The organism is Shewanella glacialipiscicola (assembly GCF_023283485.1).
Lineage (GTDB): Bacteria > Pseudomonadota > Gammaproteobacteria > Enterobacterales > Shewanellaceae > Shewanella > Shewanella glacialipiscicola.
Genome location: NZ_JAKILU010000002.1, coordinates 280,469 through 300,194 on the forward strand (window position 1 = coordinate 280,469; position 19,726 = coordinate 300,194).

At 44.6% G+C, this 19,726-nt stretch carries 17 protein-coding genes; 13 read left to right on the forward strand and 4 right to left on the reverse strand.

Going from position 1 to position 19,726, the window contains the following annotated elements; genetic code table 11:
• Positions 1–63: 63 nt before the first annotated feature.
• A complete protein-coding gene (gene mnmL, locus L2717_RS02720; protein ID WP_220774923.1) occupies positions 64–987 on the reverse strand; it encodes a tRNA modification radical SAM protein MnmL/YtqA in 924 nt (307 codons plus the stop codon).
• Between the two features lie 586 nt (positions 988–1,573).
• On the opposite strand from mnmL, the gene gltB reads away from it, so the two are divergent.
• From gltB to L2717_RS02760, 8 genes are all read left to right on the forward strand, one after another.
• On the forward strand, positions 1,574–6,022 hold the full coding sequence (gene gltB, locus L2717_RS02725; protein WP_220774365.1) for a glutamate synthase large subunit: 4,449 nt from the start codon (positions 1,574–1,576) through the stop codon (positions 6,020–6,022).
• 6 nt (positions 6,023–6,028) lie between these two features.
• A complete protein-coding gene (locus tag L2717_RS02730) occupies positions 6,029–7,435 on the forward strand; it encodes an FAD-dependent oxidoreductase (RefSeq protein WP_220774364.1) in 1,407 nt (468 codons plus the stop codon).
• A gap of 255 nt (positions 7,436–7,690) precedes the next feature.
• Positions 7,691–8,395, forward strand: a complete 705-nt coding sequence (locus L2717_RS02735) for a 5'-methylthioadenosine/adenosylhomocysteine nucleosidase (RefSeq protein WP_076496960.1) — start codon at positions 7,691–7,693, stop codon at positions 8,393–8,395.
• Between the two features lie 28 nt (positions 8,396–8,423).
• Positions 8,424–9,413 (forward strand): cobalamin biosynthesis protein CobD/CbiB, encoded by a 990-nt coding sequence (locus L2717_RS02740; protein ID WP_220774363.1) that lies wholly within the window; start codon positions 8,424–8,426, stop codon positions 9,411–9,413.
• Between the two features lie 54 nt (positions 9,414–9,467).
• Positions 9,468–9,845, forward strand: a complete 378-nt coding sequence (locus L2717_RS02745) for a DUF2721 domain-containing protein (protein ID WP_220774366.1) — start codon at positions 9,468–9,470, stop codon at positions 9,843–9,845.
• Positions 9,842–10,468 carry a trimeric intracellular cation channel family protein gene (locus L2717_RS02750; protein WP_220774362.1) on the forward strand — a complete coding sequence of 209 codons (627 nt, stop codon included), beginning with the start codon at positions 9,842–9,844 and terminating at the stop codon, positions 10,466–10,468. Before L2717_RS02745 ends, L2717_RS02750 begins: the two co-directional genes overlap by 4 nt.
• 1 nt (position 10,469) lies before the next feature.
• Positions 10,470–10,961, forward strand: coding sequence for a nuclear transport factor 2 family protein (locus L2717_RS02755; RefSeq protein ID WP_220774361.1), 492 nt, complete (start codon positions 10,470–10,472; stop codon positions 10,959–10,961).
• 124 nt (positions 10,962–11,085) lie between these two features.
• A complete protein-coding gene (locus L2717_RS02760; protein ID WP_220774360.1) occupies positions 11,086–11,514 on the forward strand; it encodes a hypothetical protein in 429 nt (142 codons plus the stop codon).
• Positions 11,515–11,630: 116 nt separating this feature from the next.
• Here L2717_RS02760 and tyrS read toward each other — a convergent pair whose 3' ends face one another.
• Positions 11,631–12,824, reverse strand: coding sequence for a tyrosine--tRNA ligase (gene tyrS / locus L2717_RS02765; RefSeq protein WP_220774359.1), 1,194 nt, complete (start codon positions 12,822–12,824; stop codon positions 11,631–11,633).
• A gap of 126 nt (positions 12,825–12,950) precedes the next feature.
• Between tyrS and L2717_RS02770 the strand changes: the two genes are divergently transcribed.
• The 4 genes from L2717_RS02770 to L2717_RS02785 all read left to right on the forward strand — a co-directional run bounded on the left by L2717_RS02770 (position 12,951) and on the right by L2717_RS02785 (position 16,534).
• A complete protein-coding gene (locus tag L2717_RS02770; protein ID WP_248937970.1) occupies positions 12,951–14,357 on the forward strand; it encodes a peptidoglycan DD-metalloendopeptidase family protein in 1,407 nt (468 codons plus the stop codon).
• 20 nt (positions 14,358–14,377) lie between these two features.
• Complete coding sequence (locus L2717_RS02775; protein WP_220774602.1) at positions 14,378–15,487, forward strand: anhydro-N-acetylmuramic acid kinase; 1,110 nt, start codon at positions 14,378–14,380, stop codon at positions 15,485–15,487.
• A 191-nt stretch (positions 15,488–15,678) separates the two neighbouring features.
• On the forward strand, positions 15,679–16,059 hold the full coding sequence (locus L2717_RS02780; protein WP_076497075.1) for a DUF2750 domain-containing protein: 381 nt from the start codon (positions 15,679–15,681) through the stop codon (positions 16,057–16,059).
• 25 nt (positions 16,060–16,084) lie between these two features.
• Complete coding sequence (locus L2717_RS02785; protein ID WP_220774601.1) at positions 16,085–16,534, forward strand: hypothetical protein; 450 nt, start codon at positions 16,085–16,087, stop codon at positions 16,532–16,534.
• Between the two features lie 98 nt (positions 16,535–16,632).
• On the opposite strand, the gene erpA is transcribed toward L2717_RS02785, so the two are convergent.
• Together erpA and L2717_RS02795 are read right to left on the reverse strand one after the other, a co-directional pair.
• Positions 16,633–16,983, reverse strand: coding sequence for an iron-sulfur cluster insertion protein ErpA (gene erpA, locus L2717_RS02790; RefSeq protein ID WP_220774600.1), 351 nt, complete (start codon positions 16,981–16,983; stop codon positions 16,633–16,635).
• Positions 16,976–17,776, reverse strand: coding sequence for a DUF6776 family protein (locus L2717_RS02795; protein ID WP_220774599.1), 801 nt, complete (start codon positions 17,774–17,776; stop codon positions 16,976–16,978). Before L2717_RS02795 ends, erpA begins: the two co-directional genes overlap by 8 nt.
• 74 nt (positions 17,777–17,850) lie before the next feature.
• Here L2717_RS02795 and L2717_RS02800 point away from each other — a divergent pair, with 74 nt between their 5' ends.
• Positions 17,851–19,572, forward strand: coding sequence for a chloride channel protein (locus L2717_RS02800; RefSeq protein WP_220774603.1), 1,722 nt, complete (start codon positions 17,851–17,853; stop codon positions 19,570–19,572).
• Positions 19,573–19,726: the final 154 nt, after the last annotated feature.

Genomic DNA, 19,726 nt, shown 5'->3' on the forward strand with positions numbered 1-19,726 from the left:
ATCCTGCCCATGAAATGATAACAATAACAGTGTACTTTGAAGAAATCCCTCACTCCACTAGCATTACGCCAATACATGTCCTTGTCCACCATAACGCTGCAAATTATCCACAATTGCGACTAATCCATTCCAACGATAGGCGCACCAATCAGGTGCTAGTAACATTGGTTTTTTAGCATAAGCGGTGACACGGTGGTAAATCACAGCCTGCGGTGTATGCCGGATCATCTCGCCAACACTGTAAGCATAATCTTCAAGACTCAATAAAGGTAAGCGTCCACTTCGCCACGATTTTGCCATAGTGCTCCCTTCAACAATATGTAAAGGATGCAGCTTCAAACCATCAACGCCCTGCTGTAACACAGCGGCGAGGGTCATCATATAATCGTGATGGGTTTCATCGGGTAAGCCAAGAATAAGATGAGTACACACCTTAAGTCCGCGAGCCCTTGCTCGAGAAACTGTATCGCAATAACACGCAAAATCATGGCCACGGTTAATTTTACGCAAGGTTTCATCTTTAGCAGTTTGCAATCCAAGCTCTAACCACACATCAATGCCATTTGCCTGATAACTCGCCAGCAAATCTAATACCTTATCTGGTACACAATCGGGGCGAGTACCAACACACAGCCCCACAATATCGCCATCTTTGACCGCCTCATCGTACTTGGCCATTAACACCTGATATTCATCATAAGTGCTGGTATAAGCCTGAAAATAAGCAATAAATTTATCGGCTTGTGCCCGAGGTTTTGCCTCACGATAACGGTTTTTACCCTGCTCAAGTTGCTCAGTAATACTCAGCACATCAGCAGTTTGATGGCTAAATGACGCCACATTGCAGAAAGTACAACCTCCACGCCCCAAGGTTCCGTCACGATTGGGGCAGGTAAACTTAGCATCAATGGTAAGCTTTCGTAAGCGAGTGCCATATTGCGCCTTACAAACAGCACCAAAAGTATTAACATATGCATCAAGCCCCATCAGAGCACCAATCTAATTTCATATCGTTTCATTAACAATAGCCAAGGTAAATTCACCAATAGATAAGAAAAACGTCAACCCATTGAATAAAAAAACTTAGTATAAACAAGGCAGAAAACGGTTTCACTGCGCTACGTCAAGTTCCCATCTTATACATAACCTTATAAGCATAAACGGGTGTATTCTCAAATACAGCAGAATCACACTAAGATTCGCCTCATACGTTAATGCATAAAAATTCAATAAAAATAGTTTTTTATTCAAATGCTGTGCTGATAATAAAAATCACTATGTTTAAATAAAAAATAATCCAGCCACAGTGTTACAACTTAGTGAACCTGCGGTTTTATTATTTTAAAAATTCTTTTTATTCATAATGTTATACGTATAAATTTACTGTTTACGTTAACGTAAGGCAATTGTGTTTTGTGTATGAAACATGGATAAACACCCACACTTTATGCAAAATTTTGGTTTGACCTTTAGTGAATCTCAGGCTAATTTGAGTGGTTCGGGTGCATATCTATAGAAAGTCCAACATTTTCTCCCCGAGTAGTAATTAGTTGAGGTCTAGGGAGGTTTTTGTATGAGCTTATATCATCCCAGTTTTGAGCGGGACAATTGTGGTTTTGGGTTGATAGCACAGATGGATGGCGAAGCCAGCCATCGTATTGTGCGCACGGCTATTCATGGACTCGATCGCATGAAGCACCGTGGCGGCATTGCCTCCGACGGTCGCACTGGCGATGGTTGTGGTTTATTGATGCAATTACCGGTGCAATTTTTTGAAGCGATTGCTGCAGAAAACGATTGGCATTTAAGCCGTAAATTTGCCGTCGGCATGTTGTTTTTAAGTCAAGATAATGAACTGGCTGAACAAGCAAAACATATACTTGAGCGTGAGCTTGAGCGTGAAACATTAAGCATTGCTGGCTGGCGCAAAGTGCCTATCAATGCAGATGTGTTAGGAGAAATAGGTAAAGCTAGCTTGCCGCAAATTTATCAAGTGCTGATTAACGCGCCAATCGGCTGGCGTGAAAAAGACTTAGAACGCCGTCTTTATATGGCTCGTCGTCGCTTAGAACAACAAATCATCGACGATAATGACTTCTATGTCGCGAGTTTATCTGGCCAAGTGATTGTCTATAAAGGCTTGATGATGCCAGTGGACTTGCCCGCGTTTTATCCCGATCTCGCGGACATTCGTTTAAAAAGCTCTATTTGTCTATTCCATCAACGTTTCTCTACTAATACTTCCCCTAAATGGCCATTAGCTCAGCCGTTTAGATATTTAGCCCATAACGGTGAAATCAATACTATTACGGGTAATCGTCAATGGGCCCGTGCCCGTGCTTATAAATTTAATTCACCACTATTACCTGATTTGCAGCAAGCCGCGCCCTTTGTTAATGAAACGGGCTCAGACTCTTCTTCTTTAGATAACATGCTAGAAATGTTGTTATCTGGTGGTATGGATTTATACCGCGCCATGCGTTTATTGATCCCGCCTGCTTGGCAAAGTAATCCAGAAATGGATGATGAATTAAAAGCCTTTTACGACTTTAACTCTATGCACATGGAACCCTGGGATGGCCCGGCTGGTATTGTAATGACCAATGGTCGCCATGCCGCTTGCGCCGTTGACCGTAATGGTTTGCGTCCATCACGTTATGTGATCACTAAAGATCGTATTTTGACCTTAGCCTCCGAAGTCGGCATTTGGGATTACTCCGCCGATGAGGTTATTGAAAAAGGTCGCGTTGGCCCAGGTGAACTGCTGGTATTAGATACGTTAAACGGCCGATTATATCAATCCTTTGAGATTGATAACGACCTTAAACGTCGTCACCCCTATAAAGAGTGGATGGCAAAAAACAGCCAAACTTTAACGCCCGCCGAAGACTTGGCCTCAGAGCAACATGGTGCAGGCGAGTTTACCCCTGAACTCTTGTTGCAATATCAAAAACTATTTGGCTATACCCGCGAAGAGTTAGAACACGTTATTTGGGTCATCGCCAAACAAGGCGAAGAAGCCACAGGCTCTATGGGTGACGATACGCCTATGGCGGTGTTGTCGAAAAAATCACGTTCACTATATGACTATTTCAGGCAAAAATTTGCGCAAGTGACTAACCCCCCCATCGACCCCTTACGTGAAAAACACGTGATGTCGTTGACCACTTGTATTGGCCGTGAGCAGAACCTGTTTAATGAAACAACGGGCCACGCCTATCGCGTGATGTTCAATTCGCCTATTTTATTATTCAGTGATTTTAATCAGTTATTAGGATTAGACAGCACTTACTATCGCGCCAATATTGTGGATTTGAATTACGAACCAAAGGAAGGCTTAGAAAGCGCCATTCGCCGTATTACTGCCGAAGCCGAACGCTTAGCGCGTAGCGGTACCACTTTGCTTATTCTCTCGGACAGAGCGATTGCTAAAACAGCGCAAGTGATCCCAGCGGCAATGGCGGTCGGTTCGGTACAACAAATGCTGGTGAATAAAAGCCTGCGCTGCGATACCAACATCATAGTTGAAACCGCATCGGCGCGAGATCCACACCACTTTGCTGTATTACTGGGCTTTGGTGCTACGGCGATTTATCCGTACCTTGTGTATGAATCAATTTCCGAGTTAGCCAAACGTCATCAGTTAACTGACACCACAGCACTGATGCTGAATTTTCGTTATGGTATCGAAAAAGGCCTGCGAAAAATCATGTCTAAAATGGGCATCAGCACGGTCGGCTCTTACCGTTGTAGTCAACAGTTTGAAGCTATCGGTATCGCCAGCGACGTCATTGAATTGTGCTTTAAAGGCGTAATCAGCCGCATCGAAGGTGCCGGATTTACTGACATTGCCCAAGATCAAGCCATTCTGCACAAAGCGGCCTACCGCGCCCATGTACCATTGCCGCAAGGTGGTCTGCTGAAATATGTTGAGGGTGGTGAGTATCACTGCTTTAACCCCGATGTGGTTAACACATTGCAAGCATCATTGATTGACAAAAACTTTGCCACCTACAAAAAATTTGCCGAGCTCGTCGATAATCGTCCGGTAGCAACACTGCGCGACTTAATTGGTATTAAGGGCGTACGCACACCGATTGATATGGCAAATGTTGAAGGTGCTGCTGGCTTGTATCAACGTTTTGACAGTGCAGCCATGAGTATCGGTGCCCTCAGCCCCGAAGCCCATGAAGCTCTGGCAATTGCCATGAACCGTTTAGGCGGCCGTTCTAACTCTGGTGAAGGTGGTGAAGATGCTCGCCGCTTTAATACTGAGCGCAACTCTGCCATTAAGCAGATTGCCTCGGCGCGTTTTGGCGTTACGGCGCACTACTTAGTTAATGCCGATGTGTTGCAGATCAAAGTCGCCCAGGGGGCAAAACCTGGTGAAGGTGGCCAGTTACCGGGTCATAAAGTAAGTGTGGAAATCGCCGGACTGCGACATGCGCGCCCGGGTGTCACCTTAATTTCACCGCCGCCGCACCACGATATTTACTCTATCGAAGATTTAGCCCAGCTTATTTTCGACTTGAAGCAAATCAATACTAAGGCACTGATTTCAGTCAAACTGGTATCAGAACCCGGTGTCGGTACTATCGCTACCGGTGTGGCTAAAGCCTATGCGGATATGATCACGATTTCAGGTTACGACGGCGGCACAGGTGCCAGCCCAATCACCTCAGTCAAGTATGCGGGCAGTCCTTGGGAGCTGGGTTTAGCGGAAGTGCATCAATCGCTAGTAGAGAACGGCCTGCGCCATAAAATTCGTTTGCAGGTCGATGGTGGTTTAAAAACCGGTACCGATGTGATTAAAGCGGCGCTCTTAGGGGCAGAGAGTTTTGGTTTTGGTACTGTGCCTATGATCGCACTTGGCTGTAAATACCTGCGTATTTGTCACCTGAACAACTGCGCCACAGGGGTGGCAACGCAAGATAAAAATCTGCGCGACAACCATTACCACGGCCTGCCAGAGCGAGTGATGACTTACTTTGAGTTTGTCGCAGAAGAAGTGCGTCAATGGATGGCAACCTTAGGAGTGGGCAAATTTGAAGATTTAGTCGGCCGCAGCGAATGGTTATATGCCTTAGAAGGTAAAACCGCAAAGCAGCAAGGCTTAGATTTGTCGCCAATTTTGTATCAACCCAAAGTCCCTGCAACTTCGTCACGCACATGGCAAGAAACCAATCCACCAGCGGATTTAGGCCAACTAAACCAACACCTACTAAATGAGTGCAAAGGCGCTGTCGATAACGGTGAGGGTTTTGATGCAACTTACAGCATCAACAACACCGACCGCTCCGTTGGCGCGACCTTGTCTGGCTATATCGCAAGCACGCTCGGCGTAAAAGGCACTAAAGCACCGATAAAACTGAACTTTAACGGCAGTGCAGGCCAAAGCTTTGGCGTGTGGAACAGCCCGGGCCTTGAGTTAAAACTCTGCGGCGATGCTAACGACTATGTCGGTAAAGGCATGTCTGGCGGTCAAATCGTCATTTATCCTCCGATTGGCAGCCCGTTCCAAAGTGAGCGCAGTGCCATTGTCGGTAACACTTGTCTTTACGGCGCGACTGGCGGCAAGTTCTTTGCTGCAGGTCAAGCGGGCGAGCGTTTTGCCGTACGTAACTCAGGTGCGATAGCTATAGTTGAAGGCTTAGGTGATAACGGTTGTGAATACATGACCAGCGGCATTGTGGTCGTCCTTGGTAAAACCGGGGTGAACTTTGGCGCGGGTATGACGGGCGGCTTTGCCTATGTTTTCGATCAATTCGGCCGCTTTCATCGCCGTGTGAATAATGAATTAGTCGATACGCAAAAACTCGAATCCACTATTCATCAACAACATTTGAAAGGCCTGATTGAAGCCCACGTGGCTGAGACGGGTAGTGAACATGCCAAGATGATCTTAAGTGATTTTGATAACTGGTTAGATTGTTTTGTATTAATAAAACCTAAAAACATTGCTGTAGCCGATTTACTCAAATTAGAAAAATCGAGTCCAGAATTAGTTGTCAAGGCGGGGTAATGGCGTATGAGTAACGATTTTCAATTTATCGAAGTGGGTCGTAAAGACCCCATCAAACACCCTGCAGCAAAACGTGCAACTCAATTTATTGAGATTTATCAGCCGTTTGTTCAGGCTCAAGTCGCTGAGCAAGCAGACCGTTGTTTAGATTGTGGTAATCCCTATTGTGAATGGAAATGCCCACTACACAATTATATCCCCAACTGGCTCAAGCTGGCCGAGCAAGGCCGCATCATGGAAGCGGCAGATTTAGTGCATGAGACGAATACTCTGCCCGAAATTTGTGGCCGCGTTTGTCCGCAAGATAGACTCTGTGAAGGCGCTTGTACTCTCAATGATGACTTTGGCGCTGTCACTATCGGTAATGTCGAAAAATACATTACTGATACCGCTATCGCCCAAGGCTGGCGCCCCGATATGAGCAAGGTAACACCGCGCCCTGAACGGGTGGCGATTGTGGGGGCGGGCCCTGCAGGCTTAGGCTGCGCGGATATTCTGTCCCGTAATGGCGTTAAAGCGGTGGTCTTTGATAAATATCCACAAATTGGTGGCCTACTCACCTACGGCATTCCCTCTTTTAAACTCGACAAGGCCGTTATGGCAACCCGTCGTAGTGTGTTAGAAGGTATGGGTATTGAGTTCAAACTCGGTGTCACTGTGGGCAAAGACATCCCATTTACACAGCTGCTTGAAGAATACGATGCGGTTTTCCTTGGCATGGGTACTTACACCGCCATGAAAGCCAACCTTGAAGGCGAAGATGCTCAAGGCGTATATCAAGCTCTGCCCTATTTAGTGGCTAATACTCATCATTTAATGGGCACAAAAAATGCTGAAACGCCCTACCTGAACCTTGAAGGTAAACGTGTAGTGGTATTAGGCGGCGGTGATACCGCGATGGATTGCGTGCGCACCGCAATACGCCAAGGTGCTAGCAGCGTAGTGTGTGCTTACCGCCGTGATGAGGTCAATATGCCGGGCTCACGCCGCGAAGTGCAAAATGCGCGCGAAGAAGGCGTTAATTTCCTGTTTAACCGCCAACCTGTGGCAATTAAAACCCAAGATGGCAAGGTTGTTGGCATTGAGTGTATCGAAACAGCCATGGGCAAAGCCGATGCAAGTGGTCGCCAATCTGCACAAGCTATTGCGGGTAGCGAGCAGTTACTTGAGGCAGATGCGATTATTATCGCCTTTGGTTTTCAACCTAGCCCAGCGCCTTGGTTTGCCGACCATGGTATCGAACTTGATCAATGGGGCCGAGTTAAAGCAGATAAGTTAACCGACAATCCATTCCAAACTACTAATCTAAAAGTGTTTGCTGGTGGTGATATGGTGCGCGGATCTGACTTAGTGGTGACCGCCATTGCCGAAGGTCGCGATGCCGCCCAAGGTATTTTGAACTACTTAGACTAAGCACTGACTTGCTTCGTTGAGCACTAAGGTGTTTGTTTAAAAATTAGATATTTTTTAGCTGTAAAACCATTTTGCCGCTATCCATTTACCGTTAGCGCTTTAACCCCGCGCATTTTAGGATGCGCGTTTTTTACCCCCCATTATCAACCAAATCACGCAATCCAAATCACGCCATAACGACTGCACAAAACAGTGTGGTATATTAGCCATTATTATTGTGTCCCACTCTTACGTGTTGAATAAAAAAGGTCTCCCATGAAAATTGGAATTATTGGTGCAATGGAGCCAGAAGTTGCTCATTTAATTGCCGCTATGACAAATGCAACATCGCAAACTATTGCAGGTATTGAATTTATTGCAGGTACTCTCGCGGGTAAAGACGTTGTCGTGACGCGCTCTGGTATAGGTAAAGTTGCCGCCAGTATCGCAACAACGCTGCTTATTGAAAAGTACGCGCCAGATGCGGTGATCAACACAGGCTCTGCCGGTGGTTTTGTCGATACGTTAGCGATTGGCGATATCGTCATTTCTTCCGAAGTACGTCATCACGATGTAGACGTCACCGCTTTTGGTTATGAAATTGGCCAAATGGCGCAGCAGCCTGCCGCGTTTATTCCTGCGGCTCATTTAGTTGAAGCTGCCAATAAGGCGATAGCTCAATTAGGTGAAGTTAAAGCGATTGAAGGATTGATTTGTACGGGTGATAGCTTTATTTGCGATCCTGTTCGCACTCAAACTATGCTAAAAAACTTCCCGACTATGGCCGCCTGTGAAATGGAAGGCGCTGCAATTGCCCAAGTTTGTCATCAATTTGGAGTGCCATTTGTAGTGATCCGTTCATTATCAGATAACGCCAATAATGACTCACCAGTTGATTTTGACTCTTATATTGTCAAAGCTGGTTATCACTCAGCACTGATGGTGATGTTACTGCTTGAGCAATTAACTCCAGCTCAGTAAAATAATCACTTAAGCGGAAAAGTATCAAATGCACACCTCATTTTATCAACAACTTGTCGTGAACGATGGCACTTTGTTTACAGGTTTTTTGGTACTTTTTTTTGCTTTATTATTGGCACGTTTAGCGCCATTACCACGCGAAATACAACCGCTTATTTGGTTTAGCCATTTAGCAAAACAACTCGCGGTTAAAGTAAATCGCCCCGAGCGTTCACCAAGGCAACAAGCTATAGCAGGTTTTTTAGCGATGTTGCTGTTAGTATTTCCATTTTGGGCCATCATTACCTTTTTGCTCGAATTAGCCGAGTTCCCATGGTTCTTTGAGTTCTTAGTCCTTTACCTGTGCTTAGCTGATGCAGGATTTAGCCAAATAGCCGATGAAATCGCTAAAGCCTTAAAGCGTGGAGACAATACCCACGCCAAAACGCTTTTACAGCCTTGGGTAGTGCGCGATACCGATAGTTTATCGGAAGTTGGCCTAGCCAAAGCCACCATAGAAAAACTAGCTACTGCACCCATTTATGGCATTGCTGCGACGATTTTCTTTTTTGCTATCGCCGGGGCACCGCTAGTACTGGCGGTGCGTATGCTAAAACAGCTCGAATTGAGCTGGCCGCCTATTCAGCCAAAGTATCAACACTTTTGCAGTACCATAAATAGCTTATCAACTATCTTATTAGCAATCCCCGCTTGGTTGTGGGGTTTATCACTCGCCATTCAAGGCGGCCCTAGCGCGTTAACTAAGCTGTTTACTGCGCCGAAAAATCATCCCACGATTCGAAGCGATATTCTCTGTGTGAATATCGTTGCCAATATTTTAAGAATAGAACTTGGTGGACCACAAAAGTTTGCAGGCATACGTATCAATGTGGATAAATTCCACTATGGCGCGCAGCCAAACAGTGATGCCATTGCGCCAGCTATTAAGCTAACCACGCGCGCCGGCGCCATCTGGTTTAGTTTTATTATTCTACTCCCCGTGTTATGGGCAAGTTTACGTTGGTTACATAGCTTGTGATATGATCTAGCCCTCTGTTAGCACTAGGTAAAGGCGGTTATTTTGCTCGAAAGTATGCATGTTTCACTGACAACGCCTGCGTTGTTATTTCCAGCGATCTCATTGTTATTGCTTGCTTATACCAACCGTTTTTTTGCTTTGGCTGCATTAATCCGAAACTTAAGCAATGGTGATAAGCCAGTGCAAAACGATCAACTTAAAAACCTGAGCCAGCGCATCACTATTATTCGCCGCATGCAAGAGGCGGGTGTATCAAGCTTCGCCCTGTGTGTATTGTGTATGATATTTATCTATATCGGTTTCAATAAAACAGGTTCAGTGATTTTTGGTGCTAGCTTGTTGTTACTGCTCTATTCACTGATTTTATCTGTAATTGAAATCCGCATCTCCGTCGATGCATTAAATATCCATATCAAAGAGATGAGTAAATGAGCCAATGGATTTATTTTTTTGACTTATGTGGCACTGCTGTATTTGCTTTATCCGGTGCGCTTGCTGCGGGACGTCACAGAATGGACCCCTTTGGCGTTATTGTACTTGCCTCAGTTACCGCGGTTGGCGGCGGCAGTATCCGCGATGCCCTAATTGGTGCAACGCCCGTTTTTTGGATCCGCGATCCCAATTACATCATAGTGATCCTTGCAACAGTGCTCGCCTGTTTATTATTAGTACGCCGGCCTCGTAAGGTGCCTGAATACATTTTACCCGTTGCCGATGCCTTTGGATTAGCCCTTTTTACGGTAATTGGTGCTGAAAAAGCCTTCAACATGGGCTTAAGTGGCATGATTGCTGTCGTTATGGGCTTGATCACAGGCGTAGGAGGAGGCATTATTCGAGACGTACTGTGCAAACAAATCCCGATGGTATTACGTACAGAAATCTATGCTACGGCTTCTATCGTAGGTGGTATAGGCTATACCGTGAGTTTAGCCTATGGCATGGGCGAAAAAACGGCACTATTTTTAGCGATGACCAGCATCTTAACGATCCGTTTAAGCGCCATTAAATGGCACCTGTCTTTACCAGCGTTTGATCTCAAAACCAAGAGGGAATAATTTGCGAATATTGTTTTTTATGTTGAGTCTTATTTTTGGACTAGCCTTCAATCCCACAGCGGCAACAGCCAATACAGGTGAAATGCCCACAGAGCAGCTGTTAGCCGTAAAATACATGAACGCGCTTACAGAACACGACTACAAGACTCTGCGAAAATTCTATAACCGTGATAGCGTTTTTTTCGACAAAACGGCTAATCGGAAATACACCGGCGGTCGTTTCATTATCGACTTTCTCGAACGCGCTCATGAGGGGGTGCTCGAATATAATTTCAATATAGAACACATGTATAACGCAGGCTCTTTGGTGGTCATGATAGGTAACTACCATTTAAAAGGCCCCGGTGAACAATTCGGCAAGCCGGGTAAAATCATTGATATTGCCATTCCGGGCGTCACCAGCCTTAAACTCGATATGCTCAACCATAGGGTAATTGAGCATATGGATCTGCTCGATTACCAAACCATGTCTGACCAATTAGCCATGCAGTAGTGACAAAATTTACGCATCTTTGAAACTTGAGCCCTAAAAAAGGGTCGAAACTAGCAATAGGCCAATACCTGAGTGTGATGTCTTAGACAGGTTGACTGAGTTAGTTCGTTTCAATGAGGTTCATATGAAGTTTTTGGGATTACTTGTTCTACTCATTCTTAATAGCCTAGTGCTAACCCCCAATGCCTTGGCATTGCAACCCATTATCGTTTCTTACGCCGTTCAGCCAGTGAGCCATTTTAACCAACAATTACGGGTCGCTCAGGCGCAACATCAACCATGGGCGGATGATCCTAATAAGATCAGTAACCGCTATGCTGGCGATAAATTTACTTTAGTGAGTACTCAGGCTAATAAAGACAGTATCTTAACTTATCAAGTAAGTGAGTTTTCTAAACAACATCCGCAGATGCTGTTGATTATCTCTCTAAAGCAAGACGCTAAACTGTGGCAAGTTAGCTCGGCGCAATTAGCGTGGAAGTGCAGTGATGGAAAACACTTTGGCACCGATAGATGCAATATCGCTGAACATGAAGCGAGTACAGCACCTTGATTTTATGGGATAGAAAAGACTTAAAAACGAAGAGCGCCTTAAGGCGCTCTTTTTGTTCATTTAACTGATTTAAATGAAAATAACTTAAACTAAAGTGACTTAAACAACCAAGCCACTTAAACCAACGTCACTTTGGCAAACTTACGTTTACCGACTTGGAATACCGCTACAGTACCCGAAGACAGCATCATACGGCTATCATCTAGTTTTTCACCGTCCATCTTCACCGCGCCTTGCTTGATCATCCGCATGGCTTCTGAAGTCGACGAGACTAAATCGGCATCTTTCAGTAAATTGGCAATAGCGAGACCTTCACCAGCAGCTAACTCCAGTTCTTCGATATCATCGGGGATTATACCCTTAGCTCGATCAACGAAGGCTTGGTGCGCACTCTCAGCAGAAGCTGCATCGTGGAAGCGTGTAATGATTTCCTTCGCCAAGGCGATTTTAGTATCACGTGGGTTTGAACCATTAGCCACATCTTGCTTAAACTGTTCAATTTCAGCCAATGGGCGGAATGACAACAGCTCAAAGTAGCGCCACATTAAGTCGTCCGAAATAGACATTAGCTTACCAAACATTTCATTAGCCGGTTCGCTCACGCCAATATAGTTGAACGCCGATTTAGACATTTTCTTCACGCCATCTAAACCTTCCAGCAGTGGCATCATGATCACAGCTTGTGGCTTTTGGCCTTCCGCTTTTTGTAATTCACGGCCCATCAACAGGTTGAACTTTTGGTCTGTGCCACCTAGCTCTACATCGGCTTTTAACGCAACTGAGTCATAACCTTGCAATAATGGGTACATAAACTCATGAATTGCAATAGATTGGCCCGATGCATAACGCTTTTTAAAGTCATCGCGCTCCATCATACGGGCAACCGTTTGTTGAGAAGCAAGACGGATCATGCCAGCCGCGCCCAATGGCTCTAACCAGCTTGAGTTAAATTCAATACGTGTTTTTGCAGGATCTAGAATTTTATAAACTTGTTCTTTATAAGTTTCTGCGTTGGCTAACACTTGTTCACGGGTCAGCGGTGGACGCGTGCTATTTTTACCACTAGGATCACCCACCATACCGGTAAAGTCACCAATCAAGAAAATGACCTCATGACCTAACTCCTGGAATAACCTTAGTTTATTTAAGATTACTGTGTGTCCAAGGTGAATATCCGGAGCCGTAGGATCGGCGCCTAATTTAATCCGCAGTGGACGTCCTTCTTTGAGCTTTTCGAGCAAATCTGCTTCGAGTAAAATCTCATCGGTACCACGTCTAATTTCTGCTAATACTTGGTCTAAATCAGCCATTTCGGCAAGGACTCCTAGGGCCATGGTCATAAAATGAAGAGACTTATGTTACTTGTTAGCCACTACAATTGAAAGTGTGTACACTAACGGGATTATTCAAGTTTCTGGTTATCGGTATCGGCGTCAATGGCAAAGGTTATAACATTATTTAAATTGTTGCCTAAAAAGCATCAAATTCTCCTCAGCATTCTTTCTGTTATCACTATGATAACCATGCTGCTACCTGCTGAAGAAGCCCAAGCTTCAAAGCAAACTGCCAGCCTAGGTGAACATTCTCAAATCAACACTCGTTATGATGTGCCTTTAGCCTTTCGCTCACCTGAACGGCCAGAATCACTTGAACATCAAACACACAACGCCGTAGAAATGGCAACGCCATTATCTTCATCCGATGCACTAGCAGCAGGTGAAGCCAATAATCAAGCCATTGAATCACTCGAAAGTGCCCATCACAGAGACGTCGAACATTTTAATGTCAAAAATGGGGATACCTTAGCCGCGGTATTTGATCGTGCAGGCTTAACCACTAAAGATGTTTACGAGATCACCCAACTCCCCTTAGCCAAGCAAAATTTACTTAAAATTATGCCAGGTGAAGAAATTGTGATTTCAAAGGATATTAATGGTGATTTAACTGAGGTACGTTATCGAGTTAATGCCGTTTCGACGCTAGTTATCACTAAAAAACAAGAACAATATCACGAAAAAATCTCCGAAAAAGATATCGAAATCCGCAGCCATTTCACCAGTGCGAATATTAAGAGCAACTTCTGGAGCGCGGCGGTTGATGCGGGAATGACCGCGAACCAAATTATGCAGTTATCAACCGTATTCGGTTGGGATATCGATTTTGCTTTAGATTTACGTGAAGGCGACAGTTTTGCCATTATTTATGAGCAAGAATATGCCGATGGAGAGTTTTTACGTAACGGTAATATTCTTGCCGCCGAATTTATTAACCAAGATGAACGCTATACCGCCATTCGCTATACCGACGGAAACTATTACTCCGAGAATGGTACGAGCATGCGTAAGGCTTTCTTGCGCTCACCCGTTGATTTCAAGTATGTCAGTTCCAACTTTAATCCAAGACGTTTACATCCTGTAACTGGGCAAGTTAAAGCTCATCGCGGCGTAGACTACGTTGCCGCTATTGGCACGCCGATTAAGGCGGCGGGTAGTGGTCACGTAATTGAGGCGGGTTATAATCAATTTAATGGTAACTATGTTTTTATTAAACATAACAACACTTACACTACCAAATACCTGCATCTGACTAAACGTAATGTGAGTAAAGGTGCTAGCGTCAAGCAAGGGCAAATTATCGGTACTTTAGGTAAAACGGGCCGCGTGACAGGGGCACATTTACATTACGAATTTATCGTCAATGGCGTACACCGTAACCCAAGAACGATTACGCTACCAAAATCAGAATCGATAGCGAGAAAAGAAAAACCTCAATTCGATACGCTTAGCAAACAGTTGATGGCAACACTTTCGCAAAACAAACAAACGCAATTGGCAATGCAATAACGAAGGACGGACTCCTCCTCATGAGAAATGCGTATTATATTGGACTGATGTCAGGCACCAGCATGGACGGTGTTGATGCAGTATTAGTCGACTTTTCGGGTATAAAACCGCAACTGATTTGTAGCCATACAGAGGCCATTCCGAGTCATTTACTCAAAGGTCTACAACGTTTATGTTTACCGAGCACAGATGAAATCAATCGTCTCGGCCGCTTAGATCGCAATGTCGGTGAGCTATTTGCCCTTGCCGTCAATAATTTAATGGCTAAATGCGCTATTGCTAAAGAAGATATTATTGCCATTGGCAGTCACGGCCAAACCGTGCGCCATATGCCAAACCTCGAAGTGGGTTTTACCCTACAAATTGGCGACCCTAATACCATTGCGACCGAAACGGGTATCGATGTCATTGCCGATTTTCGTCGTAAAGATATTGCGCTCGGTGGTCAAGGTGCGCCTTTAGTTCCGGCATTCCACCAGCAAACCTTTGCGGAAGTCGGTAAAAAACGTATCATTTTAAATATTGGCGGTATAGCTAACATTACCTATTTACCAGGTAATAATGAACAGGTACTCGGGTTTGACACTGGCCCAGGCAATACCTTAATTGATGCGTGGATCCAACAGGTTAAAAGTGAGCCCTTCGATAAAGGGGGGGACTGGGCCGCATCGGGTACAACCGATCAAAGCCTATTAACCCATCTATTATCGCACCCCTATTTCTCACTGGCTTACCCTAAAAGTACAGGCCGAGAGTTATTTAACCAAGCTTGGTTAGAACAACAGTTATCGCCGTTTAACCATTTAGATGAAGAAGATATTCAATCGACATTATTAGATTTAACTTGTCACAGCATAGCTCGGGATATCATTAAACTATCTTATGAAGGGGAATTATTCGTTTGCGGTGGTGGTGCGTTCAACGGTCAACTGATGCAGCGTTTAGCCGTCTTATTACCCGGTTATCAATTAGATACGACCTCAGCCCTTGGTGTTGATCCTAAATGGGTAGAGGGCATCGCCTTTGCGTGGCTTGCCATGCGTAATCATTTAGGCTTACCCGCCAATCTACCCGCAGTGACAGGTGCTTCACGCGAAGCCGTACTCGGTGGATATTTTAGCGCGAAATAGGCCAACGCTTTTAAAACAATCGCCAATAAAGCAGCAAAATACCGTGGCCGCTCCAACACAACAGCACTCTATAGTGCTGTTGTTCTTTTTCTAATCCCTCGCTAATGTTACCATTTGCACAACTGGTGAATTTTGCTGTGTAACTAAAAACACATCAAGCTCACCCTATTCAAGCAAAAGAGATATTTTTCATGAGTAAGACTGTTAAAACCCTCGCTGAGACAGCAGCAATGACACCTGAAGCCCGTTACGATTACCTTGTTGAACAAGTTAAAGAACACCAAATTATTTGGACGTTACAGGACCAAGACGGTTGCGTCATGCTGACCACAGAAGAAGAAGATTGTATTCCAATGTGGCCAACTGAAGAAGCGGCGGAATCTTGGGCTGTGGACGAATGGAGCGATTGCCAAACCTTAGCCATACCCTATGACGAATTCCACGATAGATGGGTGCCAGGCATGGAAGATGATGATTTATTTGTTGCCGTGTTCCCAGTATTAGATGATTTAGGCGTAGTGATCCCACCTTACGAACTTGATCAAAAATTAGCGCCTAAGCAAAGCCATTAATCTGCAGCGCTAAGCGAGAATATCTATGAGCGAGCAAGAACCCACGCTAACAACACCTCAAGCAAGCGCAATGATGAGTCAACGTTTACCGAAACGACTCATTGCGCTGTTAATAGTGTATACCGCTGCGTCAATCAGTGGCTTAGTTGCCAAGCAAGGCGTGTTATTTTGTCTACTGACACTCTTTATGGTGATTGCCATTATCGGTCGGCAAAAGGCTGCGCTTATCATGCTGAGGGGTTACACCTTAGTACAGCTTGGGTTGATTAGTATGCTGCCAGTGATCATGTACGATCCTGACAACTTAATTGTCGGCCCAACCACAGTGTATTTAGGTGAGTGGCAGAGCAGACTACCTGACTATGTCATTTTTATCGCTTTGATCGTTTTGTCGTTACTGCAAGTTTGGGTCGCCTTTGATAAAAAGGTGAAGGCGTGGTTTAAGCCTAAGCTTAACTTGAATATCATGAGTTAAGTCGTGATAGGTGACTAAATTACGCCCAACAAAAAGCCGTCATTACGACGGCTTTTTTGATCTAACTCTGTGCCTTTAGGCACTACATTAGCAATGCGTTAAACAGAAAAGCTGGCACCACAACCACATGTCGAAGATGCATTAGGGTTTTTTACGAAGAAGCGAGAACCTTCAAGGCCAGAAGTATAATCGACTTCTCCACCAACTAAATATTGTAGGCTCATAGGATCAACAACTAAAAGAACGCCTTGTTTTTCTATCGTAAAATCGCCTTCATTAACCTTTTCATCAAAGGTAAAGCCGTACTGAAATCCAGAACAACCACCACCTGTCACATAGACTCGTAGCTTAAGTTCAGGATTTTGCTCTTCTTCCAGCAAACCTTTTACCTTAGCGGCGGCCGCATCGGTAAATTGGATTGGCATTGCTGCATCAGCTTGATCAGTCATTACTACCTCTTACATCAGTTTTCTGGGGCAAATTATCCTTTACCTGACTATTTTGTTCAAGTATTACCCGTGGTTCTTTTTCACCCTGTAATAACTCAGGGGCACTATAGACTTGTTCAGTCTGTGAATTCTTAGTCCAGCGGCTCGAAGGCACCAACACTTTAACTTTCACTTGCTGTAAATTAAAGCCTGCGGGAACAGTCACCTTAGTATCTATGACCTGAAAATAACGAAAATCAAATTCAAGCTTAGAGTCCGTGAGTTTATTCACACTCAAATTAACCGATTTACCATTTTGCACACCGATTAACGTCAATTCGGCTCGACCTTGAATCGAATGTTTACGCTTTTGCAACTGAGTTAACACCAGTTTGAGCTTATAATCATCGGTCAAAGCGCCCGGCGTTATCTCAAGTCCGTGAATTGCGACACCTTCTGCATTATCGTCTGGCGTCATAATACTACGGTAGAACGCTAGCTCGTGCTCTAATTCCTTTTGCTTTTTCAGTTGCTGACCAAACATATCTTGCATCTGTGCATTCGCTTCACGCTCGACGGAAAGTTCTAGATTTCGGGTCGCAAGTAATTGCGTTTGAGCTGCTAATTCAACGTTCAAATCTTGGGCTTTACTACTGTGTTTAACAATCGGATTATCACTGCTTAACAGCAGAAAACTAATCCAAGCCCCCAAAAGAAGGGCCACTAAGACTAAACACGATAAATATATTGAAGATGGACGATACTTGCGATCCATCATTTGTAACCGATTTAGCCAATGAGAATAATTTGGCATTAGGTAACAACCCCTTATATAAAATACAATCAACTCAAGAACGAGTTCGATACAATACAACTCAGGCCAACGCAGTGCAATTACCGATAAACAAAGTCGCGATTCAACGCGCCATCATAGTAGCTAAAAAGTATTTCGCTAATGAGCTACGTGATCATTTATCCCAAGCCCGTATCAGTGCACAACTGTGCATACTGGCGCTGCTATTTGCCATTTTCGCATCTTGTGTCATTTTACTGTTTCGACTTTTACTGGTTTGGGCTAATCATTACACTCAAATACAGACGCTGGATTTTACGGGGAACGTCGCTGACTGGCGAGCTCTGTTACCGCTTTTAGGGGCAGTATTAATTTGGATTGTGGCAAAACTAGGCTCTAAACGCTACAAGCGGATGGGAATAGCCTATGTTTTACATAGAGTTAAGTTGCATTATGGTAAAATTCCGCTGCAATCCGCCGCAGGACAATTTTTTCAAGCACTCTTTGCCCTTGGCACTAATTTCTCGGTCGGTCGTGAAGGTCCAGCTATTCATCTGGGTGCGGTCAGTGCCAGCTTTCTCGCTGAAAAATTTAATCTTCCGGATAATAGCGTGCGTATTATGTGCGTCAGCGGCATTGCTGCAGGCATAGCTGCAACTTTTAATGCCCCACTCGCTGCGGTCATTTTTGTACTCGAAGTGATTGTTCGCGAGTATAAAATCCACTACTTTTTTCCGATTATGCTCTCGGCAATTTGTGGCGCCGTATCAAGCCAACTGGTATTTGGTGATGTACACGAACTGGACCGTATTCAAGTATTCCATATCCCCTTAGATCACTACCCCATACTGGCGATTGGCGGCGTGGTATTAGGCTTTGCTGCCGCCCTATTTAATTACTCACTATTAAAAGTTACCGCCACGGGGCAAAACTGGCCATTAATTTATCGGTTATTATTGGCCGGTAGCATAACGACATTGATTGGTTTAGTGTTGCCACAAGCCCTTGGAACTGGCGATTTCGCCATTGGTGAGGCTATTAGTCAACACCCGAGCCTATTACTTTTAATTGCGCTGTTGTTTGCCAAAATGATTGCCACTATTGCGGCAATTGGTTTAGGTATTCCTGGTGGCTTGATTGGTCCTCTCTACGGTATAGGTGCTTTACTCGGTGCTATCCTTGCCTTAGTCAGCGCCCTATTGTTCCCGTCTATTGCGCCCTACGTTGGGCTTTATACGGTTATAGGTATGACCGCCATGATGGGAGTATGCCTTGCTGCGCCACTGGCAGCCTTAGTCGCTCTGTTAGAAATGACCAATGATGCCAGTATTATTTTGCCTTCAATGTTCGTCACTATTCCAGCTTTTTTAATTGCTTATCAAGGTTTTAAAACTAAATCTATTTTCTTTGAACAGTTAGAGATCATGGGGCTTAATTATAAAGTCGCGCCGGTCAATTTAGCGCTGCAGAAAAAAGGGGTTAGAACCCTGATGGATAGGCGTTTTGTTATCGTCAACAACGATGAATTATTGCTCGAGGTACTTAAGCGGGCTGAGGGTCGAAGCGTACTGATGCGTAATACTGAGGCAATATTTGAAATGGTCAGTCTTGAGATGCCATCCGATAATCATAGCCCCGCGCTAACACGCCATCCTATCGAAGGCCTAAGTGATACAACAACACTCAATGAGGCTTATATCATCTTGTCACCCAAACGTAGTGGTCAGGTATTTATCTACCAAGATACGCCCGATAACATCGTTGGCGTGATCAGCTGGGCAGCACTCCAAAAAGAAATCAATTCAGGACAAATATAATCTATAGCCACTTATTCTTCCCACCAGCATAAACAATCAGTAACACCTAATGCTGAGTAAGCGCTAATTGAACATCACCAATAACATGGACTCCACACAGTTGATATTGAGTTGGCGCAAATACTATTTCCCTTACTAAGTTAAAGGTCTTACT

What these genes read in the sequence shown, in the direction of transcription:
- L2717_RS02730 (WP_220774364.1), top strand. Translation starts at nt 6,029, where the DNA reads ATGAGTAACGATTTTCAATTTATCGAAGTGGGTCGTAAAGACCCCATC.
- L2717_RS02745 (WP_220774366.1), top strand. Translation starts at nt 9,468, where the DNA reads ATGCATGTTTCACTGACAACGCCTGCGTTGTTATTTCCAGCGATCTCA.
- L2717_RS02795 (WP_220774599.1), bottom strand. Translation starts at nt 17,776, where the DNA reads ATGCCAAATTATTCTCATTGGCTAAATCGGTTACAAATGATGGATCGC.
- L2717_RS02740 (WP_220774363.1), top strand. Translation starts at nt 8,424, where the DNA reads ATGCACACCTCATTTTATCAACAACTTGTCGTGAACGATGGCACTTTG.
- L2717_RS02760 (WP_220774360.1), top strand. Translation starts at nt 11,086, where the DNA reads ATGAAGTTTTTGGGATTACTTGTTCTACTCATTCTTAATAGCCTAGTG.
- L2717_RS02735 (WP_076496960.1), top strand. Translation starts at nt 7,691, where the DNA reads ATGAAAATTGGAATTATTGGTGCAATGGAGCCAGAAGTTGCTCATTTA.
- tyrS (WP_220774359.1), bottom strand. Translation starts at nt 12,824, where the DNA reads ATGGCTGATTTAGACCAAGTATTAGCAGAAATTAGACGTGGTACCGAT.
- gltB (WP_220774365.1), top strand. Translation starts at nt 1,574, where the DNA reads ATGAGCTTATATCATCCCAGTTTTGAGCGGGACAATTGTGGTTTTGGG.
- L2717_RS02780 (WP_076497075.1), top strand. Translation starts at nt 15,679, where the DNA reads ATGAGTAAGACTGTTAAAACCCTCGCTGAGACAGCAGCAATGACACCT.
- erpA (WP_220774600.1), bottom strand. Translation starts at nt 16,983, where the DNA reads ATGACTGATCAAGCTGATGCAGCAATGCCAATCCAATTTACCGATGCG.
- L2717_RS02785 (WP_220774601.1), top strand. Translation starts at nt 16,085, where the DNA reads ATGAGCGAGCAAGAACCCACGCTAACAACACCTCAAGCAAGCGCAATG.
- mnmL (WP_220774923.1), bottom strand. Translation starts at nt 987, where the DNA reads ATGGGGCTTGATGCATATGTTAATACTTTTGGTGCTGTTTGTAAGGCG.
- L2717_RS02750 (WP_220774362.1), top strand. Translation starts at nt 9,842, where the DNA reads ATGAGCCAATGGATTTATTTTTTTGACTTATGTGGCACTGCTGTATTT.
- L2717_RS02770 (WP_248937970.1), top strand. Translation starts at nt 12,951, where the DNA reads ATGGCAAAGGTTATAACATTATTTAAATTGTTGCCTAAAAAGCATCAA.
- L2717_RS02775 (WP_220774602.1), top strand. Translation starts at nt 14,378, where the DNA reads ATGAGAAATGCGTATTATATTGGACTGATGTCAGGCACCAGCATGGAC.